This is a genomic window from Tabrizicola aquatica, assembly GCF_002900975.1.
Lineage (GTDB): Bacteria > Pseudomonadota > Alphaproteobacteria > Rhodobacterales > Rhodobacteraceae > Tabrizicola > Tabrizicola aquatica.
Genome location: NZ_PJON01000001.1, coordinates 514457 through 532916, shown reverse-complemented (window position 1 = coordinate 532916; position 18460 = coordinate 514457). Strand labels below are relative to the sequence as shown.

General features: G+C 68.9%; 20 protein-coding genes. 9 read left to right on the top strand and 11 right to left on the bottom strand.

The window, feature by feature from the left end:
• Window positions 1-40 precede the first annotated feature (40 nt).
• Genes CXR42_RS02555 through xth form a run of 3 tightly spaced genes read left to right on the top strand, consistent with a single transcriptional unit; the run spans window position 41 to window position 1971 of the window.
• Window positions 41-367: a HesB/IscA family protein gene (locus CXR42_RS02555; protein ID WP_103256987.1), complete on the top strand. Its 327-nt coding sequence runs from the start codon at window positions 41-43 to the stop codon at window positions 365-367.
• 60 nt (window positions 368-427) lie between these two features.
• On the top strand, window positions 428-1144 hold the full coding sequence (locus CXR42_RS02550; protein WP_103255935.1) for a hypothetical protein: 717 nt from the start codon (window positions 428-430) through the stop codon (window positions 1142-1144).
• A gap of 47 nt (window positions 1145-1191) precedes the next feature.
• On the top strand, window positions 1192-1971 hold the full coding sequence (gene xth / locus CXR42_RS02545) for an exodeoxyribonuclease III (protein WP_103256986.1): 780 nt from the start codon (window positions 1192-1194) through the stop codon (window positions 1969-1971).
• Between the two features lie 115 nt (window positions 1972-2086).
• Here xth and CXR42_RS02540 read toward each other — a convergent pair whose 3' ends face one another.
• The 7 genes from CXR42_RS02540 to CXR42_RS02515 form a co-directional block, all read right to left on the bottom strand.
• On the bottom strand, window positions 2087-2776 hold the full coding sequence (locus CXR42_RS02540) for a M48 family metallopeptidase (protein WP_103255934.1): 690 nt from the start codon (window positions 2774-2776) through the stop codon (window positions 2087-2089).
• Window positions 2777-2821: 45 nt separating this feature from the next.
• Entirely contained in the window at window positions 2822-3433 is a 612-nt protein-coding gene (locus CXR42_RS02535; protein ID WP_103255933.1) for a DedA family protein, read from the bottom strand.
• The gene (locus CXR42_RS02530; RefSeq protein ID WP_103255932.1) at window positions 3430-3774 is read right to left on the bottom strand and encodes a hypothetical protein; all 345 of its coding nucleotides are present in this window, start codon (window positions 3772-3774) and stop codon (window positions 3430-3432) included. The genes CXR42_RS02535 and CXR42_RS02530 overlap by 4 nt, the downstream gene beginning before the upstream one ends.
• Window positions 3771-4952 (bottom strand): vWA domain-containing protein, encoded by a 1182-nt coding sequence (locus CXR42_RS02525; protein ID WP_103255931.1) that lies wholly within the window; start codon window positions 4950-4952, stop codon window positions 3771-3773. Before CXR42_RS02525 ends, CXR42_RS02530 begins: the two co-directional genes overlap by 4 nt.
• Before the next feature lie 3 nt (window positions 4953-4955).
• Window positions 4956-5126, bottom strand: coding sequence for a hypothetical protein (locus tag CXR42_RS19435; protein WP_180995948.1), 171 nt, complete (start codon window positions 5124-5126; stop codon window positions 4956-4958).
• A 32-nt stretch (window positions 5127-5158) separates the two neighbouring features.
• A complete protein-coding gene (locus tag CXR42_RS02520) occupies window positions 5159-6472 on the bottom strand; it encodes a DUF2927 domain-containing protein (RefSeq protein ID WP_103255930.1) in 1314 nt (437 codons plus the stop codon).
• Between the two features lie 248 nt (window positions 6473-6720).
• Window positions 6721-7563, bottom strand: a complete 843-nt coding sequence (locus CXR42_RS02515) for an AAA family ATPase (protein ID WP_103255929.1) — start codon at window positions 7561-7563, stop codon at window positions 6721-6723.
• 173 nt (window positions 7564-7736) lie between these two features.
• Between CXR42_RS02515 and dksA the strand changes: the two genes are divergently transcribed.
• Window positions 7737-8159 carry an RNA polymerase-binding protein DksA gene (gene dksA / locus CXR42_RS02510; protein ID WP_103256985.1) on the top strand — a complete coding sequence of 141 codons (423 nt, stop codon included), beginning with the start codon at window positions 7737-7739 and terminating at the stop codon, window positions 8157-8159.
• 70 nt (window positions 8160-8229) lie between these two features.
• Window positions 8230-9414, top strand: a complete 1185-nt coding sequence (locus CXR42_RS02505) for an FAD-dependent oxidoreductase (protein ID WP_103255928.1) — start codon at window positions 8230-8232, stop codon at window positions 9412-9414.
• A gap of 25 nt (window positions 9415-9439) precedes the next feature.
• Here CXR42_RS02505 and CXR42_RS02500 read toward each other — a convergent pair whose 3' ends face one another.
• Window positions 9440-10021, bottom strand: coding sequence for an RSP_2648 family PIN domain-containing protein (locus CXR42_RS02500; RefSeq protein WP_103255927.1), 582 nt, complete (start codon window positions 10019-10021; stop codon window positions 9440-9442).
• Between the two features lies 1 nt (window position 10022).
• Window positions 10023-11237 carry an RSP_2647 family RNA methyltransferase gene (locus tag CXR42_RS02495; protein ID WP_103255926.1) on the bottom strand — a complete coding sequence of 405 codons (1215 nt, stop codon included), beginning with the start codon at window positions 11235-11237 and terminating at the stop codon, window positions 10023-10025.
• Window positions 11238-11435: 198 nt separating this feature from the next.
• Here CXR42_RS02495 and edd point away from each other — a divergent pair, with 198 nt between their 5' ends.
• Together edd and CXR42_RS02485 are read left to right on the top strand one after the other, a co-directional pair.
• Window positions 11436-13241, top strand: coding sequence for a phosphogluconate dehydratase (gene edd, locus CXR42_RS02490; RefSeq protein WP_103255925.1), 1806 nt, complete (start codon window positions 11436-11438; stop codon window positions 13239-13241).
• Window positions 13242-13504: 263 nt separating this feature from the next.
• Window positions 13505-14152, top strand: a complete 648-nt coding sequence (locus tag CXR42_RS02485; protein ID WP_103255924.1) for a bifunctional 4-hydroxy-2-oxoglutarate aldolase/2-dehydro-3-deoxy-phosphogluconate aldolase — start codon at window positions 13505-13507, stop codon at window positions 14150-14152.
• Window positions 14153-14156: 4 nt separating this feature from the next.
• Here the strand turns inward: CXR42_RS02485 and CXR42_RS02480 are convergent, their stop codons facing one another.
• Window positions 14157-14432 carry a hypothetical protein gene (locus tag CXR42_RS02480; protein WP_103255923.1) on the bottom strand — a complete coding sequence of 92 codons (276 nt, stop codon included), beginning with the start codon at window positions 14430-14432 and terminating at the stop codon, window positions 14157-14159.
• Window positions 14419-17208 (bottom strand): [protein-PII] uridylyltransferase family protein, encoded by a 2790-nt coding sequence (locus tag CXR42_RS02475; protein WP_103255922.1) that lies wholly within the window; start codon window positions 17206-17208, stop codon window positions 14419-14421. Before CXR42_RS02475 ends, CXR42_RS02480 begins: the two co-directional genes overlap by 14 nt.
• A gap of 97 nt (window positions 17209-17305) precedes the next feature.
• On the opposite strand from CXR42_RS02475, the gene CXR42_RS02470 reads away from it, so the two are divergent.
• A complete protein-coding gene (locus CXR42_RS02470; RefSeq protein ID WP_146037981.1) occupies window positions 17306-17635 on the top strand; it encodes a hypothetical protein in 330 nt (109 codons plus the stop codon).
• Window positions 17636-17986: 351 nt separating this feature from the next.
• On the top strand, window positions 17987-18454 hold the full coding sequence (locus CXR42_RS02465; protein ID WP_103255920.1) for a DUF2852 domain-containing protein: 468 nt from the start codon (window positions 17987-17989) through the stop codon (window positions 18452-18454).
• The last annotated feature ends 6 nt before the right edge of the window (window positions 18455-18460 follow it).

Genomic DNA, 18460 nt, shown 5'->3' with positions numbered 1-18460 from the left:
TTCACCACAGGCGCCAAAGGATACGGGAACAGCCATGGAACTGACGCTTCCTCCACGGGTCACCGACCGGGCCTTTGCCCGCCTGGCCGAGATTGCCGAAGCGACGGGCGATGCGCGCCCCTTGCGCGTGGCCGTCGATGGCGGCGGCTGTTCGGGATTTCAGTATTCGATCACGCTCGACGCGCCTGCGGCGGATGATCTGGTGCTGGAAAAGGACGGCCAGCGCGTGCTGGTCGATCAGGTCAGCCTGCCCTTCCTGGCCAATGCGGTGATCGATTTCACCGATGAGTTGATCGGGGCGCGCTTCGTGGTCGAAAACCCCAACGCCAAGACAAGTTGCGGCTGCGGCACGAGTTTTTCGCTGTAACCTCTCGCCACGCGTTCAGGTTGCGCTACTTTCCGCCGACAACGGAAAGGGCGCGGGAACATGCGGGTATTGATGCTGGGTTCGGCGCCCATGGCGGCAGAGGCGGCAGCCTGGGCGCGCGCGCCGTTCGATCTGGTGCTGGCGATCAACAATGCTTGGCGGATCCGGGCCGATTGGGATCTGGCGATCCATCCGCATGATTTTCCGGTCGAGCGGCAGGCGGTGGCCGGGCCGGGTCAGCGGGTGGTGACCGAGGCGGAGTTCGTGCCGGCGCAGAACGCCTATGGCGGGTTTGTTTACGCCGGCGGGACAATGGCGTTTACGGCGGCCTATTATGCTTTGGGCGCGCTACGGCCTAGCGTGATCGCGGCCTATGGGTGCGACATGCACTATCCGGCGGCGGGGCCGACGCATTTCTACGGCGCGGGGACGGCGGACCCCTTGCGGGCCGATGTCACCTTGCGGTCGCTGGAGGCGAAGGCGGCGCGGCTGATGGTGCTGGCGGCGCTGCAGGGCTGCGCGATGGTGAACCTGTCGACCGGGCCGTCGCGGCTGGTCTTTCCGCGGGTGCAGCGTGCCGCGGCGGGGCGGGCGGTGCCGCTGCCCTTCTGTGCCGCGACCGCCCGGGCGGCCCTGGCCGAGGAGGCGGCGCTGGATTACCGGGTGCCCTCGGGCCGCTACTGGGAGGAGGCGGGGCGCTTTGATGTGGCGGCGCTGGACCGGGTCGATGCGCTGTGGCTGAAGGCGGTGGAACCGGCGCTGGCCGAGACGGCTTGAACCTGGCGGGCCCGCGGGCCTAGATGGGTCAAGCGGAGGACCGGCCGATGAAACTTGCGACCTTCAACATCAACGGGATCAAGGCGCGGGGCGAGGCGCTGGCCGCCTGGCTGGCCGAGGCGGCGCCGGATGTGGTCGTGCTGCAGGAGATCAAGTCGGTCGACGAGGCCTTCCCGCGCGAGGGGCTGGAGGCGGTTGGCTACCAGGTGGAAACCCATGGCCAGAAGGGGTTCAACGGAGTGGCGATCCTGTCAAAGCTGCCGTTGTCCGATGTGCGCCGCGGCTTGCCGGGGGACGAAAGCGACGAGCAGGCGCGCTGGATCGAGGCGGTGGTCGATGCAGGGAGGCCGCTCCGGGTCTGCGGCCTTTATCTGCCGAACGGCAACCCGGCTCCGGGGCCGAAATATGAGTACAAGCTGGCCTGGATGGCACGGATGGAGGCGCGGGTGCGCGAGCTTCTGGCCAGCGAGGAACCCTTTGTCTGCCTGGGCGACTATAATGTGATCCCGCAGGCCGAGGATGCCAAGAAGCCGGAGAACTGGATCACCGACGCGCTGTTCCTGCCGGAAAGCCGGGCGGCCTATCAGCGGATGCTGAACCTTGGCCTGACCGATGCGGTCCGCGCGCGGATGCCGGGGCCGGGGGTCTTTACCTTCTGGGATTACCAGCAGTTGTCGTGGGAGCGGAACAACGGCATCCGCATCGACCATGTGCTATTGTCGCCGCAGGCCGCCGACCGGCTGGAGGATGTGGGCATCGACAAGGCGGTGCGCGGCCGCGAGAAGCCCAGCGACCATGTGCCGGTCTGGGTGCGGCTGGCGGGATAGGCAGCGAGTTTTCCTTGGGCAGGGCTCCTCGTGCGACTTCGTCTTCTCGTCGCGGGGCGGCAGCGACGAGTGACGCAGTCATCGAGGAGCGGTTCGGGGCCGGGCCGCCGTCACGTCAGGCGTGGAGCCAGCGGGCCTCGTTCGCCTCGATCGCGGCGATGCGCTCCTCTACCCTTGGGTGGCTGAGAAGCCAGGCCGGAATCCCTTCGGCCCGGGTCTGGGTCAGCGCATCCAGCTTGCGAAACAGCGACTTCTGCGGCGCGGTGCCGATCCCGGCCTTGATCAGCAGGGCCGAGGCATAGGCGTCCGCCTCGAACTCGTCCCGGCGCGACAGGCGCGCCATCAGGGCGGTCGACAGAAGGTTCGCGATCCAGATCCCGATGATCGGCAGAAAGCGGTTCAGGAAGGCCGAGAGCATCACGAACACCGCGTTCTGCCCGGTAAAGTCGATCATCCGGCGGCGGATATGGCCCTGGGCGACATGGCCCAACTCATGCGCGATCACGCTGGCCAGTTCCTCGGCCGTCACCTCGCCGCGCGCTTTGCGATTCAGGAAGCCGCGCGTCAGGAAGATGCGGCCGTCGGGGGCGGCAAGACCATTGATCGGCTCGACCTCGTACACATGGACGCGGATTTCCGGCAGGTCCATCGCCGCCGCCATCCGCTGGGCCAGCCGGGTGATCGCGGGATCGGTCAGGGGCTGCGAGTTTTCGTCCAGCACCTTGCCGGTGCGCCAGACGGAAAAGCGCAGCATCAGAAAGGCGTAAAGGACGGCCAGCGCGAGGGGGAGGAGAAGCTTGGTCATGTCGCGGATATAGGGTGGCGCGGGGCGCGGAGCAAAGGGCCTGGATCAGTGCCGCTTGCGGCCCCGCGCCGCAGCCCGGGGGGTGGAGAACAGCCAGTAGCCAAGCGCCAGCACCGCCCCTGCCCCGCCGACCATGCCAAGAGCCGAGCCAAGCATGTCGCTGGCGGCCTGGACATTGCCGGCAAAGGCATGGCCGGTGCCGACGTAAAGCCCGGCCCAGACCCCCTCGCCCGCGACGCCAGCGGCGGTGAAGCGCGGCCAGCCATAGCGGGTGCTGCCCGCCACCAGGTTGACCCAGGGGCCAAGCGGGCTGAGAAGCCAGCGCGTCAGGAACACCGCCAGCACGCCGCGCCGGTCCATCAGCGCATCGGCCCGCGCCAAAAGCCGGTCCCGCCCCGGATCGGCGCGCAGCCGCGCCAGCAGCCCCGCGCCAAGCCCCCTGCCCGCCCAATAGCCCAACTGGTCCCCGGCCACTGCCCCCGCCAGCGCCGCCAGAAACGCCTGCCACAGCACCAGATCCCCGGCGGCGGCAAAGCCCCCCGCCGTCAGCATCAGGATCGAGGCCGGGATCGGCAGCGCCAGGCAGGACAGGAAGGTGGTCGCCGCCAGCAGCCACAGCCCGTATTGCGGCACCAGTCCCAGCAGCCAGTCGGTCATTGCCCGGCCCGCAGGGTGGTGATGGCGGCCTGCACATCGGCGATCACCTCGGCCACCGGCACGCCACGGTCGCGGGCAATCTCGGCCAGGGGTTGCGGGCGGCCGCGCTCTTCCGGCCCCGGCAGGCCGGCGGCATCGTCCAATTCGCGCGGATCAAGGCCCCAGGAGCGGGCGACATAGCCCACGGTCATCCAGGGTTCGACCGGCATCTCGCGGTGGGTGGACCAATAGACGGTATAGACCACCAGCCGCCCGGCAAAGAACAGCGTGACCCCGCAGGCAAGGAGGAAGGCCGAGGTCAGCCAGGGCCGCGTGCGCCAGAGGGTGAGAAGCCGTTTCATCGCAACTCCCTTACGCCCCGCGCCAGCCCGTCCAGCGTCATCGGCACCATGCGGTCCTCGAATATCCGGCGGATAAGGGCGGTGGATTGGCTATAGCGCCAGTCGGGTTCGGCCACCGGGTTGATCCACAGGTGATGCGGCCATTGCGCGCGGAGGCGCTGCAGCCAGACCTCGCCCGCCTCGCGGTTCCAGTGTTCGTTGGCGCCGCCGGGATGGGTGATCTCATAGGGCGACATGGCGGCATCGCCCACCAGGATCAGCCGCCAATCCGCGCCGTAGGTGCGGATCACGTCCCAGGTCGGGGTCTGGTGGTCCCAGCGGCGGCTGTTGTCGCGCCAAAGCCCTTCGTACACGCAATTGTGGAAGTAGAAGGTTTCCAGGTGGCGGAATTCGGCGCGGGCGGCGGTGAAAAGTTCCTCCATCACCCGGATATGCGGGTCCATCGAGCCGCCGATGTCCAGAAGGAGAAGCACCTTCACCGCATTGCGCCGCTGGGGCCTGGTTTGCACGTCCAGCCAGCCCTGCGCAGCGGTGGCGCGGATGGTGCCGTCCAGGTCCAGTTCCTGATCCGCGCCGTCGCGGGCCCAGCGGCGCAGGCGGCGAAGGGCAAGCTTCATCGTGCGGGTGCCGATCTCCGCATCGCCGTCCAGGTTGCGAAACTCGCGCCGGTCCCAGACCTTGACCGCGCGCTGGTGGCGGCTTTGGTCCTGGCCGATCCGCACCCCTTCGGGATTGTAGCCATGGGCCCCGAAGGGCGAGGTGCCGGCGGTGCCGATCCACTTCGACCCGCCCTGGTGGCGGCCCTTCTGGTCCTCCAGTCGTTGGCGCAGGGTTTCCATCAGCTTGTCGAAGCCGCCCAGGGCCTGGATCGCGGCGCGTTCCTCCTCGGACAGGTGGCGTTCGGCCAGCTTTTCCAGCCAGTCCTGCGGCAGGTTCAGGGCGTCAAGCACCTGGTCGGGCGTGATCGCCCCAAGCCCCTGGAAGGCACGGGCGAAGGCGCGGTCGAAGCGGTCGATGTGGCGTTCGTCCTTGACCAGCGTCAGGCGGGCCAGGTGGTAGAAGCCCTCTGCGTCATGGATCACCAGGCCCGCGGCGAGGGCTTCCAGAAAGGCCAGGAACTCCCGCAACGAGACCGGCACCCCCTCTTCCCGCAGCGTCTGGAAGAACGGGAGGAACATCGGTCAGCCGAGGAGGAGACGGTCGAGGATCAGCGTGACGAACAGGCCGATCAGCCCGAAGAAGATGGCATAGACGGCGGCGTATTGGGCGATGTCAGCGCGCTTGCCGCCGCGCCGCTTGGCGGTCCAGCCGCCGTAGAGAACCCCCAGAACCACCCCAGCTATGACGAACATTCCGCCCCTTTTCCAGGCGGTTGCCCGCCCCTTCACCCTTTCGCGGCGCGGCTGGCGACGGCGGCGATATCGCGCATCCGGGCCTTGACCACGCTGTCAGGGCCGAAGCCATAGCGTGCCCAGGGCTGGCTGTCGAGGCGCAGCGCCGCCGCAGCCTGCGGGTTGCCCAGGGCCTCCAGCGCCTCGGCCTTGACCAGCATCAGGGTAGCCAGAAGGGCGGCATTGCCGCTTTGCCGGACGGGGGGAATGGCGCGGTCGGTCAGGCGGACGGCATCCTCGGCCAGCCCCCCGGCCAGGGCCATCGCGGCCAGCTGCATGTCGACATGGGCCAGTTGCACCTCGCCCCCCGGCAGGCGGGACCAAAGCGCCCCCGCCCGGTCAAAGGCCTGCAAGGCCCGGCCGGGATCGCTGCCGGCGGTCAGGCGGCCGACGGCGAAATGGCTGAAGGCGGCGCGGCTGTCCTGCCAGCCCGCCTCGGTCGCGATGCGCAAGGCCCGTTCGGCCGCGGTCTGGCGCGCGCCAAGCGTGCCGTTGCGGCCCAGCGCGGCCTCGATGGCCTGGACCCACTCGACAGGGGTCTCGTTGACCGAGGGCATCGGGCTGGTCCCCAGCCGCGCCGCAACCGCAGCCCGGGTCATGCCGGTGGCAAGCCCCGAGGAATAGGTCAGACGCAGGATCTCCATGTCGAAGCCGGTCAGCGTCGAATGGAAGTTGTCGTCGTTGAACACGCTGTCGGACAGCCGGTAGAGGTCGTTCAGGGGACCAAGTGCCTGGGCCAGTTCCTCGTGCAGGCAGTCGCGGATTTCCTGCGGGCTGGTGTCGGTCGGGATGAAGATCGCCGCCCGGTCGCGCCGGGTGATGCGGGCCCAATCCACCGCGTCCGAGCCGCGCGACTGGCGGTAGTCGGCCAGCGACGCGACGTTCGGCACCACGAAACAGGCGGCCTGTGGCGCAAGGCGGCGCAATTCGGACCGGCGGGCGAATTCGACGGTGATCGTCGCGGCCCCCGTGGTCTGGGTGATGTCGATCCCGGCCTCCGACCTCAGGCGGGCCAGCAGGTCGGCCAGGTCGCGCGGGGCCGAGGCTGGCACTTCGCCGGCAAAGGCCACGGTGATCGGACCCTCGAACCGGGTGAAGGTTTCGATCCGCTGGCCGCTTTCCAGCGCGAAGCTGAGATCCATGAAGTCGCGCGCGATCGACCGGGCAGCGGGCGCGGACCCAGGCGTGGCGCGCACCGACAGGGCACCGAAGCCCGCCCCCGACAAGGGCTGGTTCTTCGACACCTGCGCTGGCGGCGCGCAAGCGGACAGCGCGGCAAGCGCAAGGACGGCAAGGGTCAGACGCATGGGCAGACCAAGGGCAACACGCCCCGGCAGCTGGGACGCCGCACAAGTCTCGGGGCCAGCCGACCCATGAGTCAATTGCCGAAAAAGTGCGGATTTTCGGGGCACTACCCCTCGCGGTTAAAGTTCTCTCGGCCGCAGCATCTGTCCCGACCCATCACCGATTGTTGCAGGTTCCGCGTCAGATGCTACCGATCCTGCGCCCGCAGCCCTGCGGCGAATCGATTCGCATCCCCCGTTGCGGAGGGCCTTCAGCCGCGCTGCCCCCGTGCCATGAAGGCCAGGCGTTCGAAAAGCTGCACGTCCTGTTCGTTCTTCAGAAGCGCGCCATGCAGCCGGGGCAGCGCCGATTTGGCATCCTTGCGCAGATCCTCGGGCGCCAGATCCTCGGCCAGAAGAAGCCGCAGCCAATCCAGCACCTCAGAAGTCGAGGGTTTCTTCTTCAGCCCCGGCACCTCGCGGATTTCGAAGAACCGGGTCAGGGCGGCGGCCAGAAGCTGGTCCTTGATGTCGGGGAAATGCACCCGGACGATGGCGGCCAGCGTCTCGGGGTCGGGAAAGCGGATATAGTGGAAGAAACAGCGCCGCAGAAAGGCGTCGGGCAGTTCCTTTTCGTTGTTCGAGGTGATGATGACCACCGGCCGGTGCCGCGCCTTCACGGTCTGGCCGGTTTCGTAGACATGGAACTCCATCCGGTCGAGTTCCTGCAGAAGGTCGTTCGGAAACTCGATATCGGCCTTGTCGATCTCGTCGATCAGCAGGACCACGCGGGCCTCGGCCTCGAACGCCTGCCAGAGCTTGCCCTTGCGGATGTAGTTTGCGACGTCGTTGACGCGCTTGTCGCCAAGCTGGCTGTCGCGCAACCGGCTGACGGCGTCATATTCGTACAGCCCCTGCTGCGCCTTGGTGGTGGACTTTACATGCCATTCGATCAAGGGCAGGCCCAGCCCTTCGGCGACCTGGCGGGCAAGCTCGGTCTTGCCGGTCCCCGGCTCTCCCTTCACCAGAAGCGGGCGCTGCAGGGTGACGGCGGCGTTCACCGCCAGCGCCAGATCATCCGAGGCGACGTAGCGGTCGGTCGTGGCGAATTTCATCGTGCTTACAACATCCTGCCTGCCGGACTTTCACAAACCCTACCTGTGCCCAGAAAATGTAGCAACCGCTAGTGACAATCCCCCGGGCTTGGGGTACATGGCCGCCCAACAGGAGTGCGTCGATGACAGAAGCCCACCTGTCGGACCGGTCCGGCGCGAAGGAGAAAGTTTCGATGAAGGCCGAAGTTTTCCTGCCCGATGATTATCGTCCCGCCGAGGACGAGCCCTTCATGAACGAACGCCAGCTGGAGTATTTCCGCAGGAAACTCCTGATCTGGAAGCAAGAGCTTCTGGACCAGTCGGCCGAGACGATCGACAGCCTGCAGGACAGCGCCCGCAACGTCCCCGACATCGCCGACCGCGCCTCCGAGGAAACCGACCGCGCGCTGGAACTGCGCACCCGCGACCGCCAGCGCAAGCTGGTGGCCAAGATCGATGCGGCCCTGCGCCGGATCGAAAGCGGCGAGTTCGGCTATTGCGAAGTGACCGGCGAGCCGATCAGCCTGAAGCGGCTGGACGCGCGCCCGATTGCCACGATGACCCTGGAAGCTCAGGAAAAGCACGAGCGCCGCGAAAAGGTCCACCGCGAGGATTAAGGCCGGCCCGGCGACGATCTGCGTTTCACGCCGGGCCTTTGGTCCGGCGTTTTCACTTCGGGAGGTTGCGATGAGCCTGATCGGCCAATCCGTCACGGTGGTGGGCGCGGGCGTTGCGGGCCTGGCCCTGGCGCGGGCCCTGGCGCTGCGCGGGGCGCAGGTCACGGTGCTGGAGCAGGCCGACGCCATCCGCGAGGTGGGGGCGGGGTTGCAGATCTCGCCCAACGGGGCCTGCGTGCTGCGGGCGCTGGGGCTTTACCCGGCGCTGGAGGCGGCGTCGGTCCGGGCACAGGCGGTGCAGCTGGTCGACGGCCCCTCGGGCGATGCCGTCACGCGGCTGGAGGTTGGCCGGCTGCGGCCTGATCAGGGCTATCACTTCCTGCACCGCGCCGACCTGATCGCGCTTCTGCTGCAGGGCGCGGTCGAGGCCGGGGTGACCCTGCGCCTTCTGTCGCGGGTGGCCGAGGTAGACCTCTCCCCCCCGCGCCCCGCCGTGGTGCTGGACGGCGGTGAGCGGCTGGAGGCCGCGCTATTGGTCGGGGCGGATGGATTGCACTCAAAGGTGCGGACCGCGCTGAACGGGCCGGAAACCGCATTCTTCACCCATCAGGTCGCCTGGCGCGCGGTGATCCCGGCCGAACCCGGCGCCGCCCCGGTGGCCGAGGTGCATATGGGCCCCGGCCGGCATCTGGTCAGCTACCCCCTGCGCGGCGGGACTTTGCGCAACATCGTCGCGGTCGAGGAACGCGCGAAATGGGCCGAGGAAAGCTGGACCCTGCGCGACGACAGCATGGACCTGCGGCTGGCCTTTGCCGGCTTCTCGCCCCGGGTGCGCGGCTGGCTGGAACGGGTGGAGGACCCCTGGCTTTGGGGTTTGTTCCGGCATCAGGTGGCCAGCACCTGGGTCGATCCGACGGGCGTGGCGATCCTGGGCGATGCGGCGCATCCCACCCTGCCCTTCCTGGCGCAAGGCGCCAGCATGGGGCTGGAGGATGCCTGGGTCCTGACCGATTGCCTGTCGCGCCACGACACGATCCCAGCGGCCCTGGCCGCCTACCAGGCGCTGCGCAAGCCGCGCACGACGCGGATCGTCGCGGCGGCCACGGCCAATGCCCGGGCCTATCACATGTCCGGCCTGCCGCGGGTCATCGGCCACACCGGCCTGCGCCTCTTGGGCCGCCTCTCGCCCGGCACGATGCTGTCCCGCTTCGACTGGCTTTACGGCCATGACGTGACCGCCCAGCCCCCGGCGTAGGGTGCGCTTCCAGCGCACCGCCCCCTTAGACCCCCAGCGCCTTTGCCAGCCGGTAAAGCCGCGCCCGCTTCAACAGCCCTTTCAGCGCCACCGGCTGACCCGAGATCGCCTCGGCCTTGGCGCGCACTGCCTCGACAACCGTCGCCATCACCTCAGGGTGGCGCGACTGCAATTCCCACAGGAACCCGTCCGGGTCGCGGCGCGCGATTCCCTCGGCGGCCAGCACATGGCCGGGGAAATCCTGGGCGTTGAAGGTGACGATGGCATCCGCCCCGCTGGCAATGGCGCTGGCCAGCACATGGCGGTCGTTCGGATCGGGCAGCAGAAGCCGCGCCTCGATATCGGCGCGCTCGGCCACCACCGCGCGCGGGAAGGCGGCGCGGAACAGCGCCGCCTCGGCGGCGGCAAGCGCCGGGACTTCGGGGCCAAGCTTGGCCGTCGCCAGCACCCATTCGCGCAGGATGCGCTCGGACGCGACTGGCTGGAACAGGCCGGCAGCGGCCGCGCCCTGCAGGATCTCGCGCAGGACGGTCGGATAGAGGACGCAGGCATCCAGGACCGCCTTCGGCGCACCCGGTCTGGGCGTAGGGTGGGCGGTCCCGCCCACCTTACCCGTCCAGCCGGAAGGCCAGCGTCTTGAGATACGAGGATTCGGCCAGTTGCGGCAGCACCGGATGGTCCGGCCCGGCAAAGCCGGTGTGGATGATCTGCCCCCGCCGCCCGCCGCGCCCGATCCCGCGCGCACTGGCGTTGCGGAAGGCCTGCAGGTCGGCCGCATGGCTGCAGGAACACAGCACCAGGTAGCCCCCCGGTGCCACCAAAGGTGCCGCCAGCCGCGCAATCCGCTCATAGGCCCGCAGGCCCGCCTCCAGCGCCGGTTTCGCGGGCGCAAAGGCCGGCGGGTCGCAGATCACCACGTCGAACCGCGCGCCTTCCGATCCCAGCGCCTCCAGCACCTCGAACGCATCGCCCTGCCGCGTGGCAAAACGGTCGCCCATGCCCGAGGCCGCGGCCCCGGCCTTTGCCAATTCCAAAGCAGCGGCCGAGGCATCGACGGCCAGCGCGCTGTCCGCCCCCCCCGCCAGAGCCGCCAGCGCAAAGCCGCCGACATGGGAGAACACATCCAGCACCCGCACCCCGCGCGACAGGCGCGCGGCAAAGGCGTGGTTCGGCCGCTGGTCGAAGAAGAGGCCGGTCTTCTGCCCGCCCATCAGGTCCGCCATATAGGTCGCGCCGTTCATCGGCACCGGCACCGGACCGTCCGGCGCCGTGCCATGGACCACCGCCATCTCCTCGACCAGACCCTCCAGCCCCCGGGACCGGCCCTGCCCGTTCTTGATCACCGTCGCCACGCCAGTAACCGCCACCAGCGCCGCCACCAGGGCGGGCAAGAGCGCCTCGGCCCAGGCGGCGTTGGGCTGGACCACCGCCACCGCGCCGAACCGGTCGATCACCACGCCGGGCAGCCCATCAGCCTCGGCATGGACCAGCCGGTAGAAGGGCGCGTCGAACAGGCGCTCGCGCAAGGCCAGTGCCCGGGTCAGGCGCGCGGCGAACCAGGCCTCGTCCACCACGGCATCCGGGTCGCGGTCCAGCATCCTGGCGATGATCTTCGACTTCGGGTTAACCGTCACCAGCCCCAGGGTCCGACGCTCGCCATCCTCCAGCACCGCCAGCGCGCCGGGGGCCAGCCCCTGCGTGCGCCGGTCTGTCACCAGTTCGTCGGCATAGACCCATGGGAAACCATGGCGGATCGCCCGCGCCTCGGCCTTGGGCTTCAGGCGGACAGTGGGCAGGCGGCGGGGGTCGGTCGTGTCATCCATCCCCCAGCCTTAGCCGATCCCGCCCGCCACCGGAAGGTGGCCGCCTGCGGTTTGGGCCGCTCGCGCCCCGCGCCGAAACAAAACCTTTCCGGCAGCGGTTTCCTTGTCACAGGGCGCAGTGCTAGTCTTGACCAGGCTCGGGTCTTGTTAGCGCTAACAAAGCTTGCTATATCCGCCCCAGCCCTGCCGGAGGACCCGATGAGCCTGCATCCCGTGATCGCCCGTGTCACCGACCGCATCCGCGCCCGCTCGCAGCACTCGCGCGGCCTCTATCTCGGGCGGATGGGCCAGGCGGTTGCCAACGGCCCGGTCCGCGCGCACCTCAGTTGCGGCAACCAGGCCCATGCCTATGCAGCGATGGGCACGGCAAAGGACGCGCTGGCCGCAGCCAAGGTGCCGAACCTGGGGATCGTGACCGCCTACAACGACATGCTGTCGGCGCACCAGCCGTTCGAACGCTATCCCGACCTGATCCGCGCGGCAGCGGCCAAGGCAGGCGTCACGGTGCAGGTGGCGGGCGGCGTGCCGGCGATGTGCGACGGGGTCACGCAAGGCCAACCGGGGATGGAGCTGTCGCTGTTCTCCCGCGACGTCATCGCCCTCGCGGCCGGCGTGGCGCTTTCCCACAACTGCTTTGACGCGGCCCTGTATCTTGGCGTCTGCGACAAGATCGTGCCCGGGTTGATCATGGCTGCGGCCACCTTCGGCCATGTCCCGGCGGTCTTCGTTCCGGCAGGCCCGATGACAAGCGGCATTCCCAACGACGAGAAATCCCGCGTCCGCAACGCCTATGCCGAGGGCAAGGCGACCCGCGAAGAGCTGATGGCGGCCGAAATGGCCAGCTACCACGGCCCCGGCACCTGCACCTTCTACGGCACGGCCAACACCAACCAGATGCTGATGGAGTTCATGGGCCTTCATCTGCCGGGCACCAGCTTCGTGAACCCCGGCACCCCCCTGCGCGAGGCGCTGACCACGGCCGCCGTGGAGCGCGCGGCGGCGATCACGGCGCTGGGGAACGACTTCCGCCCGGCGGGCGAGATCCTGGACGAACGCGCCTATGTGAACGGGATCGTCGGGCTGATGGCGACGGGCGGCTCGACCAACCTGGTGCTGCATCTGCCGGCCATGGCCCGCGCCTCGGGCGTCCTGCTGGACCTGCAGGACTTTGCCGACCTGTCCGAGGTCGTGCCGCTGATGGCCAAGGTCTATCCCAACGGGCTGGCCGATGTGAACCACTTCCACGCCGCCGGCGGCTTGCAGTTCCTGATCGGCCAGCTTCTGGACGCGGGCCTGCTGCATCCCGACGCCAAGACCATCGCGGGCGACGGGCTGGCCGCCTATCGGCAGGAACCGGTGCTGGCCGACGGCCGCCTGACCTGGCGCGACGGACCTGTCGAAAGCCTGAACGACCGGATCGTGCGTCCGGCCTCGAACCCCTTCGCGCCCGAAGGCGGGCTGAAGCAGTTGACCGGCAACCTGGGGCGCGGCGTGATCAAGGTCTCGGCCGTGGCGCCCGAGCGGCATGTGATCGAGGCACCGGCCCGCGTGTTCCACAGCCAGGACGCGGTGAAGGCCGCCTTCAAGGCAGGTGAGTTCACCGGCGACACTGTGGTCGTCGTCCGCTTCCAGGGCCCGCAGGCGAACGGGATGCCCGAGTTGCACTCGCTGACGCCGACGCTCTCGGTGCTGCAGGACCGCGGGCTGAAGGTCGCCTTGGTGACCGATGGCCGGATGTCCGGCGCATCCGGCAAGGTCCCGGCCGCGATCCATGTCGCGCCCGAGGCGGCGGCGGGCGGCCCGCTGGCGAAACTGCGGGACGGCGACATGGTCCGACTGGACGCCGTGGCGGGGACACTCAGCGTCCTTGCCCCGGACTTCGACAGCCGCACCCCTGTCACTGCCGACCTTTCCGGCAATGAGTTCGGCATCGGCCGCGAGCTTTTCGCCGCCTTCCGGCGCGGCGCCGGTTCGGCCGATACGGGCGGTGCCCTCATTTTGTGACCGGCGCGCCCGGTCGTTCCGTCGCTGCCTCCGGCGGGGATATTTTAACCAGTATGAAAGGATTGGCGGTGCAATATCTGGTCACGGTACAGGCGGGGACGCCGATGACCGTCCAGTGTGAAAGGCCCCCTGCCTCCCCCCGAAACCGGGCCCGAGGTGGGGGGTCAGCACCGTTCTTGCGCTTTCATACTGGCCCAAATATCCCCGCCGGAGGCTTCCGCACTATCCACTTCCCCGACGCCGGGGCCTGAAGGAGCCTGACCATGACCCCCGCCCAGCAATCGCTCAAAGCCGCTGAAATCTGCCGTCTTGCCCCGGTCGTCCCGGTGCTGGTGATCGATGATCTGGCCCATGCCCGCCCCCTGGCGCAGGCCCTGGTGGCGGGAGGCCTGCCCGCGCTGGAGGTGACGCTGCGCACGCCCGTCGCGCTGGACGCGATCCGGGCGATGGCCGAGGTGCCGGGCGGCGTGGTGGGTGCCGGCACGCTGCTGACCCCGGCCGATGTGAAGGCAGCCAAGGCGGCGGGGGCGATGTTTGGCGTCTCGCCGGGGGCCACGGACCGGATCATCGCGGCTTGCGAAGATGAGGGCCTGCCCCTTCTGCCCGGGGCCGCCACCGCCAGCGAGATCATGGCGCTGCTGGAGAAGGGGTACACGGTGCAGAAGTTCTTCCCGGCCGAGCAGGCGGGGGGTGCGGCTTACCTGAAGTCCATCGGCTCGCCCATTCCGCAGGTCAGGTTTTGCCCGACCGGCGGGATCAGCTTCAAAATCGCGCCGGATTACCTTGGGCTGAAAAACATCCTCTGCGTCGGCGGCAGCTGGGTCGCGCCGAAAGAGGCGATGGCAAAGGGCGACTGGGCCGAGATCACCCGTCTGGCCCGCGAAGCGGCGAACCTGGTCCGCAGCGCCTGACTGGTCAGGCTTGCAGGCCCTGGCGGCCGGTTCGGCCCCCGCGACGGCGGGGGATCTCGGGGGCGGCCAGCGCCTGGTTCAGGACGGAAGTCATCGGGTGGTCAGGGTTCGCCGTCCCGTAGGTCGCGATCAGCACCCGCACCGCATCTGCCACCGGCGCGCCCACCGGGATCGACAGCGCCCAGTCCATGAAGATCGACCGGCATTCCCCCGCCGTGATCCCCTCGATCCGGTAGCTTTCCCGCACCAGCCCTTTCGGGTCCGCCTCAGCCAGCTCCATCGCCCGTCTCCCCCTCCGCCGTCCCCACCAGCCGCGTCACCGCTGTCTCTGCTTCCGCCACGGCTTGCGCCAGCTGCTGCGCCAGCACGTCTGCATCCGATGCCCCGGCCTCGCGCAGGACAAAGGCGCGACCGCCCTCGCCCAGGCTCTCCCAGTCCAGCGCCCGCTCGCTGAGCAGACGCGCCGCCGCATGCAGCCGCCACATCAGCCTGTAGGCAGTCGTCAGCGCCTGCGCGTCCGATTGCGGCAATTGGCGGCCCGCCCCCGCCGCGATCTGGCGTTCGACGCTGCGGGCGGGGCTGCCCGAGAGCAGCGCCACCGTCTGCGCCGCCAGTTCGATGTCCATGATCCGTCCGGGGCCGTTCTTTGCCTCCCAGGCCCCTTGCGCCGGTTTCGCGGCGGCCAGCCGGGCGCGCATGTCGGCCACGTCCGGCTTGACCCGCGCGCCCTGCCCCTTGCGCTGCAAAAGATCGCGCCGGAAGTCCTCGACCTCGCCGGCCAGGGTCGGCTCGCCGGCCAGCACCCGTGCGCGGGTCAGGGCCAGGTGTTCCCAGGTCCAGGCCTCGGTTTCCTGGTAGGTCGAGAAGCTGTGCAGGCTGGTCGCCACCGGACCCGCCCGGCCCGAGGGGCGCAGGCGCATGTCCACCTCGTAAAGGCGACCTTCCGGCATCTGCGCGGTCAGCGCCGTCACCAGCGCCTGGGTCAGGCGGGCGTAATAGGGGCGCGTCGCCAAGGGGCGCGGGCCGTCCGAGCCTTCGACCCCGGCGTCGTCATAGATCACGATCAGATCGAGGTCAGAGCCCGCGTTCAGCCGCGCCGCCCCCATCGACCCCATGCCGATCACCACCGCACCTCGGCCCGGCATCGGCCCGTGTTTGCGGGTGAAATCCGTCGTCACCTCGGACCAGATCACCTGCACCACGGCCTCGGCCAGGTCGGCATACTGTTTTCCGGCCTCGAATCCGTCGATCAGGCCGCGCAGGTGGTGAACACCGATGCGGAAGTGCCATTCCTTCATCCAGCGCCGCGCCATGTCCAACCGGCCCTCATAGTCCGGCGCGGGCGCAAGGCGGGCGTGCAGTTCTGCCCGAAGGGCAGCGGTGCCCGGCCAGTCGCCCCAGAAACTACCGCCGATCACCCCGTCCAGCACGGCGGCGTTGCGCGCCAGGTATTGCGCCAGCGCCGGGGCCGATCCGGCGATGTCGATGATGAGGTCAATGAGCGTCGGGTTCGCCTCGAACAGCGCGAAAAGCTGCACCCCGGCCGGCAGCTTTGCCAGGAAGGCATCCAGCGCGGCCAGCGCCTCGTCCGGGTTCGCCGCGCGGGCCAGACCCTTAAGGAAACGCGGGCGCAAGCGCCGGAAAATGGCTTGCGCGCGGTCGGACCGCAACGCGGGATAGCTTTCCCACCCCTTGGTGATCTCGCGCGCCTTGTCGGAAAGCTCCGGGCCATCCTCGACCGCTCCGGGCGAGAAGAAGCCTTCGGTCAGCCGGTCGGTGCGGTTCAGCCGGTCCAGAAGATCACGGCGGAACTCGGCATCCGACTGGCCACAGAAGGCGGCGATGCGGGCGACGCCCTCGGGGGTCGTCGGCATCGAATGGGTCTGGGCGTCGTTCACCATTTGCAGCCGGTGTTCCACCTCGCGGTGGGCGCGGTAGAGGGTGGTCAACTCCTCGGCCACTTCGGGCGGGACCCAGCCTTTGGCCGCCAGCGCCGACAGGCCGCCGACCGTGGTGCGATCGCGCAAGCTGGGATCGCGGCCCCCGGCGATCAGCTGGCGGGTCTGGGTGAAGAACTCGATCTCGCGGATGCCGCCCGCGCCAAGCTTCATGTTGTGGCCTTCCACCGTGATCGGGCCGTGCAGGCCCCGGTGGTCGCGGATGCGCAGGCGCATGTCGTGGGCATCCTGGATCGCCACGAAATCCAGGTGCTTGCGCCAGACGAAGGGGGTGAGGGTTTTCAGGAACCGCTCCCCCGCCGCAAGGTCGCCGCCACAGGGCCGCGCCTTGATGTAGGCGGCGCGTTCCCAGGTGCGGCCCTCGGCCTCGTAATAGCCCTCGGCGGCGGCCATCGACAGGCAGACCGGGGTGACGCTGGCGTCGGGGCGCAGGCGCAGGTCGCTGCGAAAGACATAGCCGTCGGTCGTGTCCGACAGGATCGCGGCCATCCGGCGGGTGACCTTGATGAAGCTTGCCCGCGCTTCCTGTTCCTCACCAGGATAGCGGGTTTCATCGAACAGGCAGATCAGGTCGATGTCAGAGGAATAGTTCAACTCCCCCGCCCCCATCTTGCCCATCGCCAGCGCGACCATCCCGCCCGCGGTTGCGGCATCGTCCGGGCTGGCGCCGGGCAGTTTGCCGCGACGGATTTCCTCGGCGACAAGGGTGGTGAGGCTAATGTGGACCGCCCGGTCGGCCAGCCGGGTCAGCGCGCCTGTCACCTGCTCCAGCGTCCAGACGCCGCCCAGGTCGCACAAGGCGGACAAGAGCGCGACGCGGCGCTTGGCTTCGCGCAGGGCCAGCGGCAGCGCCTCGGCGGCAAGGCCGTCGGCGGCGGCAAGCGTGGTGTCCAGCGCCGCCTCGGGGGCCTCGACCGCGGTGCGCAGCCAGTCGGCCTCGCGCAGCATGAGGCCGCGCAGGTAGGGGCTGCAAGCGGCGGTGGCGGCCATCAGGTCCATCACCTTGGGCGAAAAGCCGGGCAGTTCGCTGCGCAGGTCGGCAGCGGCAGCGGGGTCGAAGGGGATCGGCTGGCGGGTGATGCGGGTGGCAAGGGTCATGGCGCGACCTTGCTGCGGCGCGGGGACCGGGTCAATGGCACGCCGCTCTCCAGGATGTGTGTGGATCGCGGTTGCGGGCCGTGCCATCACCTTGGGCATGCCACGCGTTGCGGTCTTATTTCGCGTTCATTCCGGCTGGCTGCGCCAGTTTTGGGTGGCGCTTGGGCTGCTGATCGCCCTCGCCGTCTCGGCCCCGGCGGGCCTGGCCGGCGAACCCTGTTGCCCCATGCTGGCCAGCGCGGCCCCGTGCCATGCCGATGCCTTGGACGCCTGCGGCATCGCCTGCACCGTCTGTCAGGCCCGGATGCCGGCGCTGCGCGGCCCCGAACCCGGGCTGGCCGTCGCGGATGCGGGCCTGCGCCCCCTGGCTGACCTGGCCCGGGCCGGGACCCTGCCGCAACCGGCTACGCCGCCTCCTCGCGGATGATGGATGGATGTTGTCACCTATCCCTCAAACGCCAGTATGGAGATTGGCACATGAAACGACTGATCCTTAGCCTTGCACTTCTGTTCGCCTTCGGCGGCACGGCCTATGCCGCAACCTGCTGCGCCTTTGGCCCCTGCTGCGACGAGCCCATGCCCTGCTGCAAGGACTAAGCCCGCGCTGTAAGATCGGAAAGGGCCGCCGTCGGGTGGCCCTTTCCCGCGCCCATCCAAGCGCATGGGACGGACTGCGGGCAGCTTATGTAAAATATCTTCACATACCCTCTTGAACCGGGGGCAAAGGCAGCGCATCTTCGATCATGTGAAAGACATTCACATCAACTGGAGACCGCCCATGCACAGCTATACCGACACCGCCCGGCCTGGCGGGATCCGCGCCACCTTTCGCCGGGGGGAAGCCTGGCTTGACGCCAAGGGGAAATGGGCCTGGATCGCCTTCATGGTCCTTGGCTTTGTCATCAACCCGCTCGTCGGCCTTGCCATCCTGGCCTACCTGATCTGGGGGAAACAGATGTTCGCACGTTCCTGCGGCCAGCGCCGCACGCATGACACCGGCTGGAGCCGCCCGCGCATGATGCAGGCCACCGGCAACCACGCCTTCGACAGCTACAAGGCCGAGGCCCTGCGCCGGCTGGAAGAAGAGCAGGAAGCGTTCGAATCCTTCCTGCAGCGGCTGCGCACCTCGAAGGACAAGACCGAGTTCGACTCGTTCATGGAAGAACGCGCCCGCACCGCCACCGCAACCGCCGAGCCCCCGGTCGAAGCGAAGCCCGAAGCCGGCGCCCGTCCGGGCGAGTACTAAGGCCCC